Source organism: Rhodococcus rhodochrous (genome assembly GCF_900187265.1).
Taxonomy (GTDB): domain Bacteria; phylum Actinomycetota; class Actinomycetes; order Mycobacteriales; family Mycobacteriaceae; genus Rhodococcus; species Rhodococcus rhodochrous.
Genome location: NZ_LT906450.1, coordinates 3,788,384 through 3,806,174, shown reverse-complemented (window position 1 = coordinate 3,806,174; position 17,791 = coordinate 3,788,384). Strand labels below are relative to the sequence as shown.

The following is a 17,791-nucleotide window of genomic DNA, read 5'->3' as shown; positions in this document are numbered from 1 at the left end:
TGCGGCGCGAGGAACAGGTTGGGTGGATACGTAGACTCACACGGGCACGCCCGATGCAAACGGGGGATGCCCCGGGCTTCCGGCCCGGGGCCGTCCGTTGCGGGGGTCGTGCCCGTATGTCTGTGCCTGTGCCTGTGCACAGTCGCATCGAAGTGAAGGGGAATTCTCGGTGACACGCGAAACGTCTGACGGTGTGGTGGCAGGTGGGCGGGAGCGCCGCCGTCGGCCGGACCGGCCCGCTCGTCGTCCCCGCCCCAGTCGGACCCCGCTTCTGCCGCAACTGCTGGCAACCGCTGTCGAAACGAATCCCTCCGGCATTGCTCTCGTTTTCGACGGTCGGGAAATGACCTACGCGGATCTGGATGCCCGCTCGTCCCGGATCGCTCATATGCTCATCGGACGCGGCATCGGCCCGGGTGCCTTCGTCGCGATCGGGATCCGTCGTTCCTTCGATTCGATGGTGGCGTTGTGGGCCGTGGCCAAGACCGGCGCCGCATTCGTACCCGTGGATCCGAATTATCCTGCCGAACGTATCGCCCACATGATCACAGATTCCGGAGCGTCCGTGGGACTCACCGTGGACCGATATGTCACGGATCTGCCGGATTCCGTGGAATGGATCGTGCTCGACGCACCCGAGACACGGGAGCGGCTCGTCGAATTCCCGGTTTCGAACCCGACCTATGCCGATCGTGTCGCTCCGCTGCGTCTCGAGGATGCGGCGTACATCATCTACACCTCGGGTTCGACAGGTCTCCCGAAGGGCGTGGTGGTCTCCCACGGTGGTCTGGCGGCACTCGCTGCCGCGCAACGCGAGCGCTACGCGATCACCACAGAATCTCGCACTCTGCACTTCGCGTCGCCGAGCTTCGACGCCTCGTTACTCGAATTGCTGCTGGCGATCGGTGCCGGCGCGACCATGGTGATCGCACCCCCCGATCTGTACGGAGGGGCAGAGCTGGAGGAGTTCCTGCGCCGCACGCGTGTGACCCACGCATTCATCACTCCGGCGGCACTGGCGTCCCTCGACCCTGACAACGTGCCCGACCTGCGCACCGTCGCCGTCGGTGGCGAGGCGTACCCGCAGGAACTGGTTGCTCGGTGGGCGCCAGGAAGGAACTTCCACAACTGTTACGGCCCGACCGAAACCACCATTGTCACGAATATCGGCGCGCCGCTGTCCCCCGGCGACCGCATCACCCTCGGTACAACCATCCCGAACATGTCGGCGAGGGTCCTCGACGCCCACCTTCAGCGTGTCCCTCTCGGCGTCGTGGGTGAGTTGTATCTCTCCGGTGCGGGAGTCGCGCGGGGATACCACAAGCGAGGAGGCCTCACCGCCGAACGCTTCGTCGCCGATGCCTACGGCGAGCCGGGAGCTCGTATGTACCGCACCGGCGACCTGGTGCGGTGGGTCGTCACCGAGGAAGGGCGCGCGCCTGAACTCGAATACATCGGACGTTCGGACTTCCAGGTCAAGGTTCGCGGCTTCCGCATCGAACTCGGGGAGATCGACGCCGTCCTCGCGGCCCACGAGAACGTCGACTTCGCGGCGACGATCGGCCACGTGAACGATGCCGGGGTGACCTCACTGGTGTCCTACATCCTGCCCGTGAATTCTCGAGATCTCGACGTGGACAGGCTCCGCGAGCACATCGCCGGGAGCCTTCCCGCGCATATGGTCCCGGCGTCGTTCATGGTTCTCGACACCATCCCGTTGACACCGAACGGGAAGCTCGATCGGAAGGCACTGCCGGATCCGGTCTTCGGCAACGCCGAATTCCGACCCCCGGTCAGCGGATCCGAGAAGATGGTTGCTGCCGTCTTCGCAGAGGTGCTCGGTGTGGATCGGGCGGGTCTCGACGACGACTTCTTCGCGCTCGGCGGCAATTCTCTGCTTGCAACGCAGGTCGCAGGGCGACTCGGCCATGACCTCGGTGTGAACGTTCCGGTGCGTGCACTGTTCGAGTCACCTACGGTGGTGGCGCTTGCGCGATACGTGGACGAGCACGTCGAATCCGTCGGTGAACCGCTCGTGGCGCAGGAACGTCCGGATCGTGTGCCGTTGTCGTACGCGCAACAACGGATGTGGTTCCTGAACCGACTCGCTCCGGGGTCCGCGGTCGACAACATACCGATGGCGCTACGACTGTCGGGGGAACTGAACGTAGAGGCACTCGCTGCGGCGATCTCCGACGTGCTCGTCCGCCACGAGTCGTTGCGGACGATGTACCCCGATGTCGACGGTGTCGGCTACCAGAAGATCGTTCCGGCACAAGATGTTCCGTTGGCATTCGGGCCCGTCGACGTCGCTGCGGCGGACATCGGTGATGCAGTGGCCGAGGTGATCTCGCTCGGCTTCGATGTTTCCGCCGAGGTCCCGCTCCGTGCCCGCCTGTTCCGGATCGTCGATGCAGCAGACGAGTTCGTGTTGGTGTTCGTCGTACACCACATCGCAGGTGACGGTTCCTCGATGGGGCCGCTCGCTCGGGACGTGATGGTGGCATACGAGTCCCGGTGCCGCGGTGAGTCCCCGGGATGGGCTCCCCTCGAAGTGCAGTACGCCGACTTCGCACTGTGGCAGCGCCGCGTCCTGGGCGACGAAACCGATCCGGGATCGATGATTTCCCGCCAGCTCGATTTCTGGCGTGAGACCTTGGCGGGGGCTCCGGAACAGCTGGACCTTCCGGCTGATCGTGTGCGTCCGCAGGTGGCATCGAACCGAGGCGCGAACTTCTCCGCCGAGATACCGGCAGATCTGCATGCAGCCCTCGCCGCCGCCGCCCGCGAACACGACGTCACCATGTTCATGGTGGTTCATGCTGCACTGGCGGTGCTTCTCGCACGATTGTCCGGTACGGACGACATCGCCATCGGTACACCGGTCGCCGGGCGCGGGGAGCGCGCGCTGGACGACGTGATCGGCATGTTCGTCAACACGCTCGTGCTACGCACACGTGTCGAATCCGACACCTCGCTTTCGTCGCTTCTCGAACGGACTCGCGAAGTCGATCTGGCCGCTTTCGCTCATGCAGACGTCCCGTTCGAGCGCCTCGTCGAGGTGCTCAACCCGGAACGCTCTCAGGCCAGGCATCCGTTGTTCCAGGTCGCATTGTTCTTCCAGAACTTCACCCAGACGACGTTCGAACTTCCCGGCCTGACCATCGGGGCCGTCGAGTCGAACTACTCGACAGCCAAGTTCGACCTTCAACTCACCGTCGCCGAGCGATTGGGAACCGATTCGGAGTACGGCGGAATGGCCGTCGACTTCACCTATGCGACGGATCTTTTCGACGAGGACACAATTCGGGAGTTTGCGGATCGCTACCTCCGAATCCTGCATACTTTCGTCTCCGACGTAGGACTGCCGGTCGGCGACGTTCCTCTTCTCGACGAGGCCGAGGTGACCCGCCTGGTAGTCGATGCGAACAACACCGGTCATCCGGTCGAGGAGACTTTGCTCCTGCAGCGGTACCGTCGCCAGATCGTCGAGACGCCCGATGCCGTTGCGGTGAGTTACGAAGGCGCCGCACTGACCTACGACGAATTCGATCGCCGGGTCAACCGGCTGGCACGGCATCTCATCTCCATCGGAGTAGGGCCGGAATCCCGTGTGGCTCTTGCGATTCGCCGTAGCGTCGATCTCGTGGTCGCGATCTACGCGGTTCTCGAGGCCGGCGGCGCGTACGTGCCGGTCGATCCGGATCACCCGATCGAGCGAACCGGTTACGTACTCGAGTCCGCCGAACCCGTTGCGGTGCTGACGACCTCGCGGGACGGATTCGAGGTTCCGGGGTCCACGCCGGTCGTATCGATCGACGAGATCGATCTGTCCTCGATGTCGGACGCCCCGGTCGCCGACTCCGACCGTGTCTCGGTGCTGCGACCGGAGAATACGGCCTACGTGATCTACACGTCAGGATCGACCGGCCGACCGAAGGGCGTGGCGGTTCCGCATCGGGCGATCGCGAACCAGATGGCATGGATGCGCCACGCATACGCATTGTCCCCGTCCGACGTCTACCTCCAGAAGACGGCGACGACCTTCGATGTGTCCCTGTGGGGATTCTTTCTCCCACTCCAGGTGGGTGCCCATCTCGTGATCGCAACCCCCGACGGCCACCGCGATCCCGCCTATGTCGCGCGGACGGTGTCCGAACAGAAGGTGACCCTCACCGACTTCGTGCCGTCGATGCTCACCGTCTTCGCCGAGTACGCCCGCGCCGATGAATTGGCAACGCTCCGGGACGTCTTCGTCATCGGGGAGGCGCTACCGCCCGAAACCGTCCGCGCATTCGTGCGGCGGTCGCCGGCACCACTGCACAACCTCTACGGTCCGACCGAGGCGGCCGTGAGCATCACCTATCGCAAGGTCGTGAGGTCCGACAGCGAGCTACGCAGCGTTCCGATCGGTCTGCCACAGTGGAACTCCCGCGTTCTGGTGCTCGACGCCCGGTTGCGGCCGGTGCCGGTCGGGGTGGCGGGTGAGTTGTATCTGTCGGGGGTTCAGCTCGCGCGGGGTTATCACGGGCGGGTGGATCTGACGGCGGAGCGGTTCGTGGCCGATCCCTTCGTCTCCGGCGAGCGGATGTATCGCACGGGTGATCTGGTGCGGTGGACGCGAAACGGTGAGCTGGAGTATCTGGGTCGCACCGATTTCCAGGTGAAGTTCCGAGGTCAGCGGATTGAGCTCGGTGAGATCGAGACAGCTCTGTTGGGCGTCGAGGGTGTAGCCCAGTCGGTGACCGTCGTGCGCGGCGGTGACCTCGGTGAGCATCTGGTGGGCTACGTGGTTTCCGCGGTGGACGCGATTCTGGACCCGGTGGCGGTTCGGGATGCGGTGCGGTCGGTGTTGCCGTCGTACATGGTGCCTTCGCAGGTGGTGGTGCTCGATGAGTTGCCGCTCAATGCGTCGGGCAAGTTGGATCGTAAGGCGTTGCCGGAGCCGGTATTCGAGGCGGTGGAGTTCCGTGCTCCGCGTACGCCGGTGGAGCAGACGGTCGCTGCGGTCTTCGGTGAGGTGCTCGGCATCGAGCGGGTCGGTCTCGACGATGATTTCTTCGTTCTCGGTGGCAACTCGTTGAGTGCTACGCAGGTGGTCTCGCGGATCGGTGCGGCTCTCGATGCTGCGGTGCCGGTGCGGGTGTTGTTCGAGGGTTCGACGGTCGAGGTGTTGGCGGCGCGGGTGGCCGAGCATGCCGGTTCCGGTGGTCGGGTGCCGTTGGTGGCGCAGGAGCGTCCGGAGCGGGTGCCGTTGTCGTTTGCGCAGCAGCGGATGTGGTTCCTGAACCAGTTCGATCCGTCCTCTGCGGTGTACAACGTGCCATTGGCGATTCGGTTGTCCGGTGTTCTGGATGTGGCGGCGTTGGCTGCTGCGGTTTCGGATGTGGTCGAGCGGCACGAGTCGTTGCGGACGGTGTATCCGGCGGGGCCTGAGGGTCCGGCGCAGGTGGTGGTTCCGGTCTCGGCGGTGGGGTTGGATCTGTCGCCGGTGTCGGTGTCGGGGGACGAGGTGCCGGTGCGGGTCGGTGAGGTGATCGCGGCCGGGTTCGATGTGGCGGCGGCGGTGCCGGTGCGGGTGCGGTTGTTCCGGGTCGTGGATGCGGTGGACGAGTTCGTGTTGGTGGTGGTGGTGCATCACATCGCCGGTGACGGTTCGTCGATGGGGCCGTTGGCTCGGGATGTGATGGTGGCGTACGAGTCCCGGTGTCGTGGTGAGGTTCCGGGGTGGGCGCCGCTCGAGGTGCAGTATGCGGATTTCGCGTTGTGGCAGCGGCAGGTCCTGGGCGACGAGTCCGACCGGGATTCGCTGATCGCACAGCAGACCGCCTATTGGCGATCGACGCTCGACGGCCTTCCCGAGAGCTTGACGTTGCCGACCGACCGTCCCCGCCCTCCGGTGCAGTCCTTCCGGGGTGCGAGGGTGCCGTTCGAGGTGCCGGCGGCGGCGCACTCCGGCCTGAAGAAACTGGCTCGAGAACACGATGCGACGATGTTCATGGTGGTCCACGCCGCGGTTGCGGTGTTGTTGTCGCGGTTGTCCGGGTCGGACGACGTGGCTGTCGGTACGCCGATCGCCGGTCGTGGGGAGCGTGCGCTCGACGACCTGATCGGCATGTTCGTCAACACCCTGGTGTTGCGTACTCGGGTGGAGTCGTCTGCGTCGTTCGCGGAGGTGCTCGAGCAGGCGCGTGCGGTGGATGTGGCGGCGTTCGGGCATGCGGATGTGCCGTTCGAGCGGCTGGTGGAGGAGTTGGCTCCGACCCGGTCGACGGCGCACGCCCCGTTGTTCCAGGTCCTGCTGGTCTTCGAGAACTTCGCCCAGACGACGTTCGAGTTGCCGGGCCTGACGGTGGCCGGGGTGGAGGCGGATCTGGACACCGCGAAGTTCGATCTGCAGATCACGTTCGTCGAGCGGTTCGATGAGTCGGGTGCGCCGGCGGGGATGTCGGTGGCGTGGACGTATGCGACGGATCTGTTCGACGAGGCGACGGTGGTCTCGTTCGCGGAGCGGTTCGTGCGGTTGGTCGAGGCGGTGGCGGCGGATGTGTCGGTGCCGGTCGGGGATGTGGAGTTGTTGGCGCCCGAGGAGCGGGTGTCGGTGCTCGACTCGTGGAATGCGACCGGGCATGCGGTGTCGGCGCGGTTGCTGACCGACTTGTTCGACGAGCAGGTGCAGCGGTCGCCGGGTGCGCCGGCGGTGGTGTTCGACGGTGGTGAGTACACCTATGGTGAGTTCGCGTCGCGGGTGAATCGTCTTGCTCGGTATTTGATTTCGGTGGGTGTGGGGCCGGAGTCGCGGGTGGCGGTGGCGATGCGTCGCAGTGTGGATCTGGTGGTGGCGGTGCATGCGGTGCTTGCTGCCGGTGGTGCGTATGTGCCGGTGGATCCGGATCATCCGGTGGAGCGGACGGGGTATGTGCTCGATTCGTCGGAGCCGGTGTTGGTGCTGACGACGTCACGGGACGGCTTCGGTGCGCCGGATTCCGTTCCGGTGGTGGCGGTCGATGAGCTTGATGTGTCCGATTTTTCGGCGGATGCCGTCTCGGCTGCGGAGCGGGTGTCCATTCTGCGTCCGGAGAATACGGCGTATGTGATCTATACGTCGGGGTCGACGGGTCGGCCGAAGGGTGTGGCGTTGCCGCATGCGGCGACGGTCAATCAGTTGTTGTGGGCGCAGGATCGGTATCCGCTCGATGCGACGGATGTGGTGTTGCTCAAGACGCCGTTCACCTTCGATGTGTCGGTGTGGGAGTTGTTCTGGACGTTGCAGACCGGGGCGCGGTTGGTGGTGGCGGAGCCGGACGGGCATCGTGATCCGGAGTATCTGGCGCGGGTCATCGACGAGCAGCAGGTCACGACGGTGCATTTCGTGCCGTCGATGCTTGCCGCGTTCTTGTCGGCGATCCCCGGTTCGGTGGGGTCGAGTCTGCGTCGGGTGTTCGTCGCCGGTGAAGCATTGCCGATGGAGACGGTGCGGCGGTTCGCGGCGGTGGCCGGCGATACGCAGTTGCACAACTGGTATGGGCCGGCCGAGGCGGAGGTGGTCACCGCTTGGGCAGCTGATCCGGGGGCTTCGGTGGCACCGATCGGGTCGCCGGTGTGGAACACCCGGGTGCTTGTGCTCGACGGTCGGTTGCATCCGGTGCCGGTCGGTGTGGCGGGTGAGTTGTATCTGTCGGGTGTTCAGCTCGCGCGGGGTTATCACGGTCGGGTGGATCTGACGGCGGAGCGGTTCGTGGCCGATCCGTTCGGTTCGGGTGCGCGGATGTATCGCACGGGTGATCTGGTGCGGTGGACGCGAAGCGGTGAGCTGGAGTATCTGGGTCGCACCGATTTCCAGGTGAAGTTGCGTGGCCAGCGCATCGAGCTCGGTGAGATCGAGTCGGCGCTGCAGCAGGTGCCGGGGGTGGGGCAGGCCGTGGTGGTGCTGCATTCGGATGCGCAGGTCGGTGATCGGTTGGTCGGCTATGTGGCCGGTGCGGTCGACTCCGGTGTGGTGCTCGATGCGGTGCGGTCGGTGTTGCCGTCGTACATGGTGCCTTCGCAGGTGGTGGTGCTCGATGAGTTGCCGCTCAATGCGTCGGGCAAGTTGGATCGTAAGGCGTTGCCGGAGCCGGTATTCGAGGCGGTGGAGTTCCGTGCTCCGCGTACGCCGGTGGAGCAGACGGTCGCTGCGGTCTTCGGTGAGGTGCTCGGCATCGAGCGGGTCGGTCTCGACGATGATTTCTTCGTTCTCGGTGGCAACTCGTTGAGTGCTACGCAGGTGGTCTCGCGGATCGGTGCGGCTCTCGATGCTGCGGTGCCGGTGCGGGTGTTGTTCGAGGGTTCGACGGTCGAGGTGTTGGCGGCGCGGGTGGCCGAGCATGCCGGTGCCGGTGGTCGGGTGCCGTTGGTGGCGCAGGAGCGTCCGGAGCGGGTGCCGTTGTCGTTTGCGCAGCAGCGGATGTGGTTCCTGAACCAGTTCGATCCGTCCTCTGCGGTGTACAACGTGCCATTGGCGATTCGGTTGTCCGGTGTTCTGGATGTGGCGGCGTTGGCTGCTGCGGTTTCGGATGTGGTCGAGCGGCACGAGTCGTTGCGGACGGTGTATCCGGCGGGGCCTGAGGGTCCGGCGCAGGTGGTGGTTCCGGTCTCGGCGGTGGGGTTGGATCTGTCGCCGGTGTCGGTGTCGGGGGACGAGGTGCCGGTGCGGGTCGGTGAGGTGATCGCGGCCGGGTTCGATGTGGCGGCGGCGGTGCCGGTGCGGGTGCGGTTGTTCCGGGTCGTGGATGCGGTGGACGAGTTCGTGTTGGTGGTGGTGGTGCATCACATCGCCGGTGACGGTTCGTCGATGGGGCCGTTGGCTCGGGATGTGATGGTGGCGTACGAGTCCCGGTGTCGTGGTGAGGTTCCGGGGTGGGCGCCGCTCGAGGTGCAGTATGCGGATTTCGCGTTGTGGCAGCGGCAGGTGCTCGGGTCGGAGGACGATCCGGAGTCGTTGATCTCGCGTCAGGTCGGGTTCTGGCGGGAGAACTTGGCGGACGTACCGGAAGTGTTGTCGCTGCCGACGGACCGTCCGAGGCCTCCCGTGCAGTCCTTCCGCGGAGCGACAGTACCTTCGGACGTTTCCGCCTCTGCCCACCGCGCTTTGACTCGGGTCGCACGTGAGAACGATGCGACGATGTTCATGGTGGTCCACGCCGCGGTTGCGGTGTTGTTGTCGCGGTTGTCCGGGTCGGACGACGTGGCTGTCGGTACGCCGATCGCCGGTCGTGGGGAGCGTGCGCTCGACGACCTGATCGGCATGTTCGTCAACACCCTGGTGTTGCGTACTCGGGTGGAGTCGTCTGCGTCGTTCGCGGAGGTGCTCGAGCAGGCGCGTGCGGTGGATGTGGCGGCGTTCGGGCATGCGGATGTGCCGTTCGAGCGGCTGGTGGAGGAGTTGGCTCCGACCCGGTCGACGGCGCACGCCCCGTTGTTCCAGGTCCTGCTGGTCTTCCAGAACTTCGCCCAGACGACGTTCGAGTTGCCGGGCCTGACGGTGGCCGGGGTGGAGGCGGATCTGGACACCGCGAAGTTCGATCTGCAGATCACGTTCGTCGAGCGGTTCGATGAGTCGGGTGCGCCGGCGGGGATGTCGGTGGCGTGGACGTATGCGACGGATCTGTTCGACGAGGCGACGGTGGTCTCGTTCGCGGAGCGGTTCGTGCGGTTGGTCGAGGCGGTGGCGGCGGATGTGTCGGTGCCGGTCGGGGATGTGGAGTTGTTGGCGCCCGAGGAGCGGGTGTCGGTGCTCGACTCGTGGAATGCGACCGGGCATGCGGTGTCGGCGCGGTTGCTGACCGACTTGTTCGACGAGCAGGTGCAGCGGTCGCCGGGTGCGCCGGCGGTGGTGTTCGACGGTGGTGAGTACACCTATGGTGAGTTCGCGTCGCGGGTGAATCGTCTTGCTCGGTATTTGATTTCGGTGGGTGTGGGGCCGGAGTCGCGGGTGGCGGTGGCGATGCGTCGCAGTGTGGATCTGGTGGTGGCGGTGCATGCGGTGCTTGCTGCCGGTGGTGCGTATGTGCCGGTGGATCCGGATCATCCGGTGGAGCGGACGGGGTATGTGCTCGATTCGTCGGAGCCGGTGTTGGTGCTGACGACGTCACGGGACGGCTTCGGTGCGCCGGATTCCGTTCCGGTGGTGGCGGTCGATGAGCTTGATGTGTCCGATTTTTCGGCGGATGCCGTCTCGGCTGCGGAGCGGGTGTCCATTCTGCGTCCGGAGAATACGGCGTATGTGATCTATACGTCGGGGTCGACGGGTCGGCCGAAGGGTGTGGCGTTGCCGCATGCGGCGACGGTCAATCAGTTGTTGTGGGCGCAGGATCGGTATCCGCTCGATGCGACGGATGTGGTGTTGCTCAAGACGCCGTTCACCTTCGATGTGTCGGTGTGGGAGTTGTTCTGGACGTTGCAGACCGGGGCGCGGTTGGTGGTGGCGGAGCCGGACGGGCATCGTGATCCGGAGTATCTGGCGCGGGTCATCGACGAGCAGCAGGTCACGACGGTGCATTTCGTGCCGTCGATGCTTGCCGCGTTCTTGTCGGCGATCCCCGGTTCGGTGGGGTCGAGTCTGCGTCGGGTGTTCGTCGCCGGTGAAGCATTGCCGATGGAGACGGTGCGGCGGTTCGCGGCGGTGGCCGGCGATACGCAGTTGCACAACTGGTATGGGCCGGCCGAGGCGGAGGTGGTCACCGCTTGGGCAGCTGATCCGGGGGCTTCGGTGGCACCGATCGGGTCGCCGGTGTGGAACACCCGGGTGCTTGTGCTCGACGGTCGGTTGCATCCGGTGCCGGTCGGTGTGGCGGGTGAGTTGTATCTGTCGGGTGTTCAGCTCGCGCGGGGTTATCACGGTCGGGTGGATCTGACGGCGGAGCGGTTCGTGGCCGATCCGTTCGGTTCGGGTGCGCGGATGTATCGCACGGGTGATCTGGTGCGGTGGACGCGAAGCGGTGAGCTGGAGTATCTGGGTCGCACCGATTTCCAGGTGAAGTTGCGTGGCCAGCGCATCGAGCTCGGTGAGATCGAGTCGGCGCTGCAGCAGGTGCCGGGGGTGGGGCAGGCCGTGGTGGTGCTGCATTCGGATGCGCAGGTCGGTGATCGGTTGGTCGGCTATGTGGCCGGTGCGGTCGACTCCGGTGTGGTGCTCGATGCGGTGCGGTCGGTGTTGCCGTCGTACATGGTGCCTTCGCAGGTGGTGGTGCTCGATGAGTTGCCGCTCAATGCGTCGGGCAAGTTGGATCGTAAGGCGTTGCCGGAGCCGGTATTCGAGGCGGTGGAGTTCCGTGCTCCGCGTACGCCGGTGGAGCAGACGGTCGCTGCGGTCTTCGGTGAGGTGCTCGGCATCGAGCGGGTCGGTCTCGACGATGATTTCTTCGTTCTCGGTGGCAACTCGTTGAGTGCTACGCAGGTGGTCTCGCGGATCGGTGCGGCTCTCGATGCTGCGGTGCCGGTGCGGGTGTTGTTCGAGGGTTCGACGGTCGAGGTGTTGGCGGCGCGGGTGGCCGAGCATGCCGGTGCCGGTGGTCGGGTGCCGTTGGTGGCGCAGGAGCGTCCGGAGCGGGTGCCGTTGTCGTTTGCGCAGCAGCGGATGTGGTTCCTGAACCGGTTGGACACGTCCTCCGGAACCAACAACGTGGGAATGGCGCTGCGTTTGTCAGGGGCATTGGATGTGGCGGCGTTGGCTGCTGCGGTTTCGGATGTGGTCGAGCGGCACGAGTCGTTGCGGACGGTGTATCCGATGACTGATGGTGTTGGCTACCAGCGCGTACTGCCGCGCTCGGAAGTCGACCTCGACTTGAACGAAGAGATCGTGGGCGCTGCCGAAGTCGCTACGCGGGCAGTCGACGCGATTACGGCCGGGTTCGATGTGGCGGTCGAGGTGCCGGTGCGGGTGCGGTTGTTCCGGGTCGTGGATGCGGTGGACGAGTTCGTGTTGGTGGTGGTGGTGCATCACATCGCCGGTGATGGTGTGTCGATGGGGCCGTTGGCTCGGGATGTGATGGTGGCGTACGAGTCCCGGTGTCGTGGTGAGGCGCCCGGCTGGGCGCCGCTCGAGGTGCAGTATGCGGATTTCGCGTTGTGGCAGCGGCAGGTGCTCGGGTCGGAGGACGATCCGCAGTCGCTGATCTCGCGTCAGGTCGGGTTCTGGCGGGAGAGTTTGGCGGGGTTGCCGGATCAGTTGGATCTGCCGGTGGATCGTGCGCGTCCGGCGGTGGCGTCGAATCGTGGGGCGATGCATGTCGGTGTGGTGGATGCGGGTGTGCACGAGGCGTTGACGCGGGTGGCGCGTGAGCGTGGGGTGACCGTGTTCATGGCGGTGCATGCGGCGTTGGCGGTGTTGTTGGCTCGGTTGTCGGGTACCGACGATATTGCGATCGGTACGCCGGTTGCCGGTCGTGGGGAGCGTGCGCTCGACGATCTGGTGGGTATGTTCGTCAACACGTTGGTGTTGCGTACTCGGGTGGAGTCGTCTGCGTCGTTCGCGGAGGTGCTCGAGCAGGCGCGTGCGGTGGATGTGGCGGCGTTCGGGCATGCGGATGTGCCGTTCGAGCGGTTGGTGGAGGTGCTCAATCCGGAGCGCTCGCAGGCGCGGCATCCGTTGTTCCAGGTGTTGTTGTCGTTCCAGAATTTCGAGCGTGCGGGTTTGGAGTTGCCGGGGTTGACGGTGGCTCCGGTGGAGCTCGATGCGGTGTCGGCGAAGTTCGATCTCGATGTCACGGTGGCCGAGCAGTTCGATGAGTCGGGTGCGCCGGCGGGGATGTCGGTGGCGTGGACGTATGCGACGGATCTGTTCGACGAGGCGACGGTGGTGTCGTTCGCGGAGCGGTTCGTGCGGTTGGTCGAGGCGGTGGCGGCGGATGTGTCGGTGCCGGTCGGGGATGTGGAGTTGTTGGCTCCCGAGGAGCGGGTGTCGGTGCTCGACTCGTGGAACGACACCACGCAGACTCGACCTGCTGAAACGTGGCCTCAACTGTACGATTCGTCTGTGTCTGTGTCGGGGGATACGACCGCGTTGGTATCGGACGGCAGTGAGGTGAGCTATGGAGAATTTTCATCGCGGGTGAATCGTCTTGCTCGGTATTTGATTTCGGTGGGTGTGGGGCCGGAGTCGCGGGTGGCGGTGGCGATGCGTCGCAGTGTGGATCTGGTGGTGGCGGTGCATGCGGTGCTTGCTGCCGGTGGTGCGTATGTGCCGGTGGATCCGGATCATCCGGTGGAGCGGACGGGGTATGTGCTCGATTCGTCGGAGCCGGTGTTGGTGCTGACGACGTCACGGGACGGCTTCGGTGCGCCGGATTCCGTGCCGGTGGTTCCTGTGGACGAGGTGGATCTGTCGTCGGTGTCGGATGCTCCGGTGACCGATTCCGATCGTCGTGCGGTGTTGCGTCCGGAGAATACGGCGTATGTGATCTATACGTCGGGGTCGACGGGTCGGCCGAAGGGTGTGGCGGTCGAGCATCGTTCGGTGGTCAACCAGTTGCTGTGGATGCAGGAACGGTTCGTTCTGGGCGCTGACGATGTGGTGTTGCTCAAGACGCCGTTCACCTTCGATGCGTCGGTGTGGGAGTTGTTGCTTCCGTTGCAGGCCGGTGCGCGGTTGGTGGTGGCGGAGCCGGACGGGCATCGGGATCCGGAGTATCTGGCGCGGGTCATCGACGAGCAGCAGGTCACGGCGGTGCAGTTCGTGCCGTCGGTGCTCGAGGCGGTGCTCGACCAATGGTCGTCCGGGATGTGGACTTCGCTGCGGGCGCTTTTCACCGGCGGCGAAGAGCTCTCCGCCAGTACAGCGCTTCGGACGCGGCAGACGTGTTCGGCTCAGGTGCACAATCTGTACGGTCCGACCGAGGCGACGATCCAGGCGACGTCGTTCACGTATCTCGATTCGTCCGACGGTCGGGTGGTGCCGATCGGATCACCGGTACGGAACACTCGGGTGCTTGTGCTCGACGGTCGGTTGCGGCCGGTGCCGGTCGGGGTGGCGGGTGAGTTGTATCTGTCGGGTGTTCAGCTCGCGCGGGGTTATCACGGGCGGGTGGATCTGACGGCGGAGCGGTTCGTGGCCGATCCCTTCGGCTCCGGCGAGCGGATGTATCGCACGGGTGATCTGGTGCGGTGGACGCGAGACGGTGAGCTGGAGTATCTGGGTCGCACCGATTTCCAGGTGAAGTTCCGTGGTCAGCGCATCGAGCTCGGTGAGATCGAAGCGGTTCTCGATGCACTGGCTGGCGTAGCACGTTCTGTCGCAACAGTTTTCCGGCGCGAGTCGGGCGACGCTCTCATCGGATATGTTGTACCGACTGCTGACGTCGAGATCGATCCGGATGAGGTCGTTGCTTCGGTACGAGGACTGCTGCCGTCGTACATGGTGCCTTCGCGCGTAGTCGTGCTCGATGAGCTCCCGCTCAATGCGTCGGGCAAGTTGGATCGTGGCGCGTTGCCTACGCCCGTCTTCGAGACCGACTCCTTCCGTGCTCCGCGGACCGAGACACAGCAGATCGTGGCGGCGGTCTTCGGTGAGGTGCTCGGAGTAGAACGGGTCGGATTGGACGACAACTTCTTCGCTCTGGGTGGTAACTCGTTGTCGGCAACCCGAATCGTGTCGGGTCTGGCGGCGCAGGGGCGGCTGATGAAACTGCAGTGGATGTTCGTCGACCCGACTCCAGCGGGTCTTGCAGCCAGGATCGACGGTGCGGTCGGTATCTCGACTGCGGGCACCGACGTTCTGCTGCCGATTCGCACGACGGGGTCCGGCCGGCCGGTGTTCTGCGTACACCCCATCGTGGGTCTCGCCTGGTGTTACGTGGGGCTCGCCCAGTACATCGACGATCGGCCGCTGTACGGGCTGCAGACTCCGGCGTTGAGGGAACCCGATTTCGATCCCCACTCGCTTCGGGACATCGCGGGCAGATATGTCGATGAGATCCGCAAGGTGGCTCCGGAGGGTCCGTACGATCTCGTCGGCTGGTCCCTCGGTGGGGCGCTCGCCCATGAGATCGCAGTTCAGTTGCAAGCGGACGGTGCTGACGTTGCTTCCCTCGTCCTGATCGACAGCTACAGCAACGCGGAGGCCGTCACGGTCGAGGGACTCGACGCGCTGACCTCACGTGAGCTCCTGGGAGGTATCGGGCTCGATCCGGCGACGATCGACTCGCAGGGTGAGGAATCGACCGGAATCGTCCGTGCGGTCTCACGGACCTACGGTGTCTCTGTCGAGGATGCCGAGGCTCTCGTGACGAAACTGCTGGCCAATGCAAACCGTGACATGCGCTTGGCCGAACGAAACGAGCCCGGCATCTTCCGAGGAGACATCGACTTCGTCACGGCCGGTCACGACGATCGGACGGGAGAACGCGCGATGTCCAGCTGGTTCCCCTTCGTGACGGGGCGCGTGAACAACACCGTCGTATCCGAAACCCACTGGCAGATGATGTCGCCAGAGATCTTCGCGATCGTGCGTGACGCCCTCGCCGGCAAGGGAGATTCATCGAAATGAGATCAGCATTCATCGGTGGGGTAACGTGACCGGGCCGATACTCGATACCGGTAAAGCAGACAAGGCTCCACCCGAACGAGTCCGAACAGCACGAAGGTGCCGACAGTAAAGGTGAATGAACAGATGGTGCTTGCCAGGAGAGCAGCCCGTTCCGTGCGACGGGTGGGAGGTGTTCTGCTCACTGCCGCCCTGGTGACGGTTCCTTTCGTGGGAGTGGCGACCGCCGATCCGCTCGCAGACGAGGACTTTCGGATTCCCGCCGTCACGTCGCCGAACGGTTCGAAGATCACGGCGGTCAAGCCTTACGCCGAACGCGAAGTTCTCGTTACCGTGTACTCGGCGTCGATGGACAAGGAAGTGACCCTCGACGTCTGGCGTCCGGCGGACACCAGCGAGCCGCGTTCGACGCTCTACCTGCTCAACGGTGCCGGTGGTGGTGAGGACAGTGCCACCTGGCGCTACCGCACCGATGCTCGCGATTTCTTCGCGGACAAGAACATCAATGTCGTTTCGCCCATCGGCGGACGGTGGAGCTACTACGCCGACTGGAAGAACGAGGATCCGGAGCTCGGCGTCAACAAGTGGACGACCTTCCTGACCGAAGAAATCCCGCCACTCATCGACGAGGTTCTCGACACGAATGGCGTCAACGCCATCGCAGGTTTGTCTTCGTCCGGCACGTCAGTGCTGCAGATGCCGATCGCTGCACCGGGCCTCTACCGAGGTGTGGCGGCCTACAGCGGATGCGCACAAACATCGGATCCCATCGGCCAGCAGTTCGTGAAGCTGACAGTCGAGACCTGGGGTGGTGGTGATACCACCAACATGTGGGGCCCGTCGGACGATCCTGCGTGGGTCGAGAACGACCCGTACGTCAATGCCGAGGGGCTCCGCGGCCTCGACCTCTACATCTCCAACGGAAACGGCCTGCCCGGACCGTACGACACTCTCAATGGTCCCGGTATCGACGGGAATGTGGAGGTGCTCGCGAACCAGGTGGTCGTCGGTGGTGTGATCGAAGCAGCGACGAACTACTGCACCCACAACCTGAAGAATCGACTCGACGATCTGGGTATCCCGGCCACGTACAACTTCCGTGATTCCGGTTCGCATTCGTGGGCGTACTGGCAGGACGATCTGAAGGACTCGTGGCCTGTGCTCTCGAAGGCGCTCGAGTCGGATGAGAAGTGATGCGGCAGGCGTAATCGAGCCGTTCGTTCCGGTAAACAGTGCGGGGTCCGCTTCGGCGGACCCCGCACTGTCGTTCGGTCGCATTTCATCGATCCTGCGGTACGGACAAAAGTAATGAATCGCACGTATGATTATGACGTACACCACAATAATTCGGGGTTGGCCGTGCAAGACGGGACCGGCAGTGCTTGCCTGGATTACATGTCGGGGTTGAGTCTTTCGGTAATCGTGCCCGTATATAACGAAGAAGAATACATCCGCCCCTGCTTGGAGTCGCTACTGCGACAATGCGCGGATATTCACGAGATAATTGTCGTCGACAACAATTCCACGGATTCCACGATGGAAATCGTGGCTTCGTATGCGGAAAACTATCCGCTCATTCGAATGGTCTCCGAGGTGCAACCGGGGGTCGTGTACGCCCGAAACCGAGGGTTCGACGAGGCTACGGGACACATCCTCGGACGAATCGATGCGGACACCCGAGTCACGAGCACTTGGGCGCGGGACGTATTGAACTATTTCGGCCGTGGCGACACCGAGAAGGTCGGGGGAGTGACCGGCCTCAACGATTCGTACGACTCGCCGTACCGGAAGCTCAAACGATGGTCCGTGGATTGGCAGGTTTCCCGTGGGATGCTCGGGTGCGAGCGGCGTCTGGCCAACATGCACGGCGCGAACATGGCAATACGGTACGACGCGTGGAAGACCGTGCGGGATCAGGTGTGCATCGATCCCGGCGTTCACGAGGACTTCGATCTCGGGATCTGTATCGCCAAAGCAGGGTACGAGATTGCACAGCTCGACCAGATGCGTGTCGAGGTCTCGCCGCGTCGTGCGTACACGTCACCGATCAGATTCGTGACGTATGTAAAGGCGACTCTCGAGACCGGCCGCGTACACGGCATCGAGGGCTTCCGAATCCGTTTCGCAGTCCTCACCCATTGGTTCGGGCACGTTGCAGTGTGGTTGGCATACCGGCCGTATGACCCCACCAGGAAACGCTTCTCGATCAAGCGTGCGATTCTCGGTGGGTCGGGGAGGGCGCTGCCGGTTCGTTGATCGCTGCTCGCGTAC

General features: G+C 64.5%; 3 protein-coding genes. All 3 read left to right on the top strand.

The features are described 5' to 3' along the window. Positions 1–169 precede the first annotated feature (169 nt). The 3 genes from CKW34_RS17505 (at position 170) to CKW34_RS17495 (ending at position 17,776) form a co-directional block, all read left to right on the top strand. The gene (locus tag CKW34_RS17505; RefSeq protein ID WP_331717185.1) at positions 170–15,523 is read left to right on the top strand and encodes a non-ribosomal peptide synthase/polyketide synthase; all 15,354 of its coding nucleotides are present in this window, start codon (positions 170–172) and stop codon (positions 15,521–15,523) included. Between the two features lie 123 nt (positions 15,524–15,646). Continuing rightward, positions 15,647–16,714, top strand: a complete 1,068-nt coding sequence (locus CKW34_RS17500) for an alpha/beta hydrolase (RefSeq protein WP_174479622.1) — start codon at positions 15,647–15,649, stop codon at positions 16,712–16,714. Between the two features lie 165 nt (positions 16,715–16,879). Then, the gene (locus CKW34_RS17495) at positions 16,880–17,776 is read left to right on the top strand and encodes a glycosyltransferase family 2 protein (protein WP_306303672.1); all 897 of its coding nucleotides are present in this window, start codon (positions 16,880–16,882) and stop codon (positions 17,774–17,776) included. Positions 17,777–17,791 lie beyond the last annotated feature (15 nt).

Bases quoted from the DNA above. Each gene is read 5' to 3' on its own strand.
- CKW34_RS17500 (WP_174479622.1), top strand. From the start codon at position 15,647: ATGGTGCTTGCCAGGAGAGCAGCCCGTTCCGTGCGACGGGTGGGAGGT.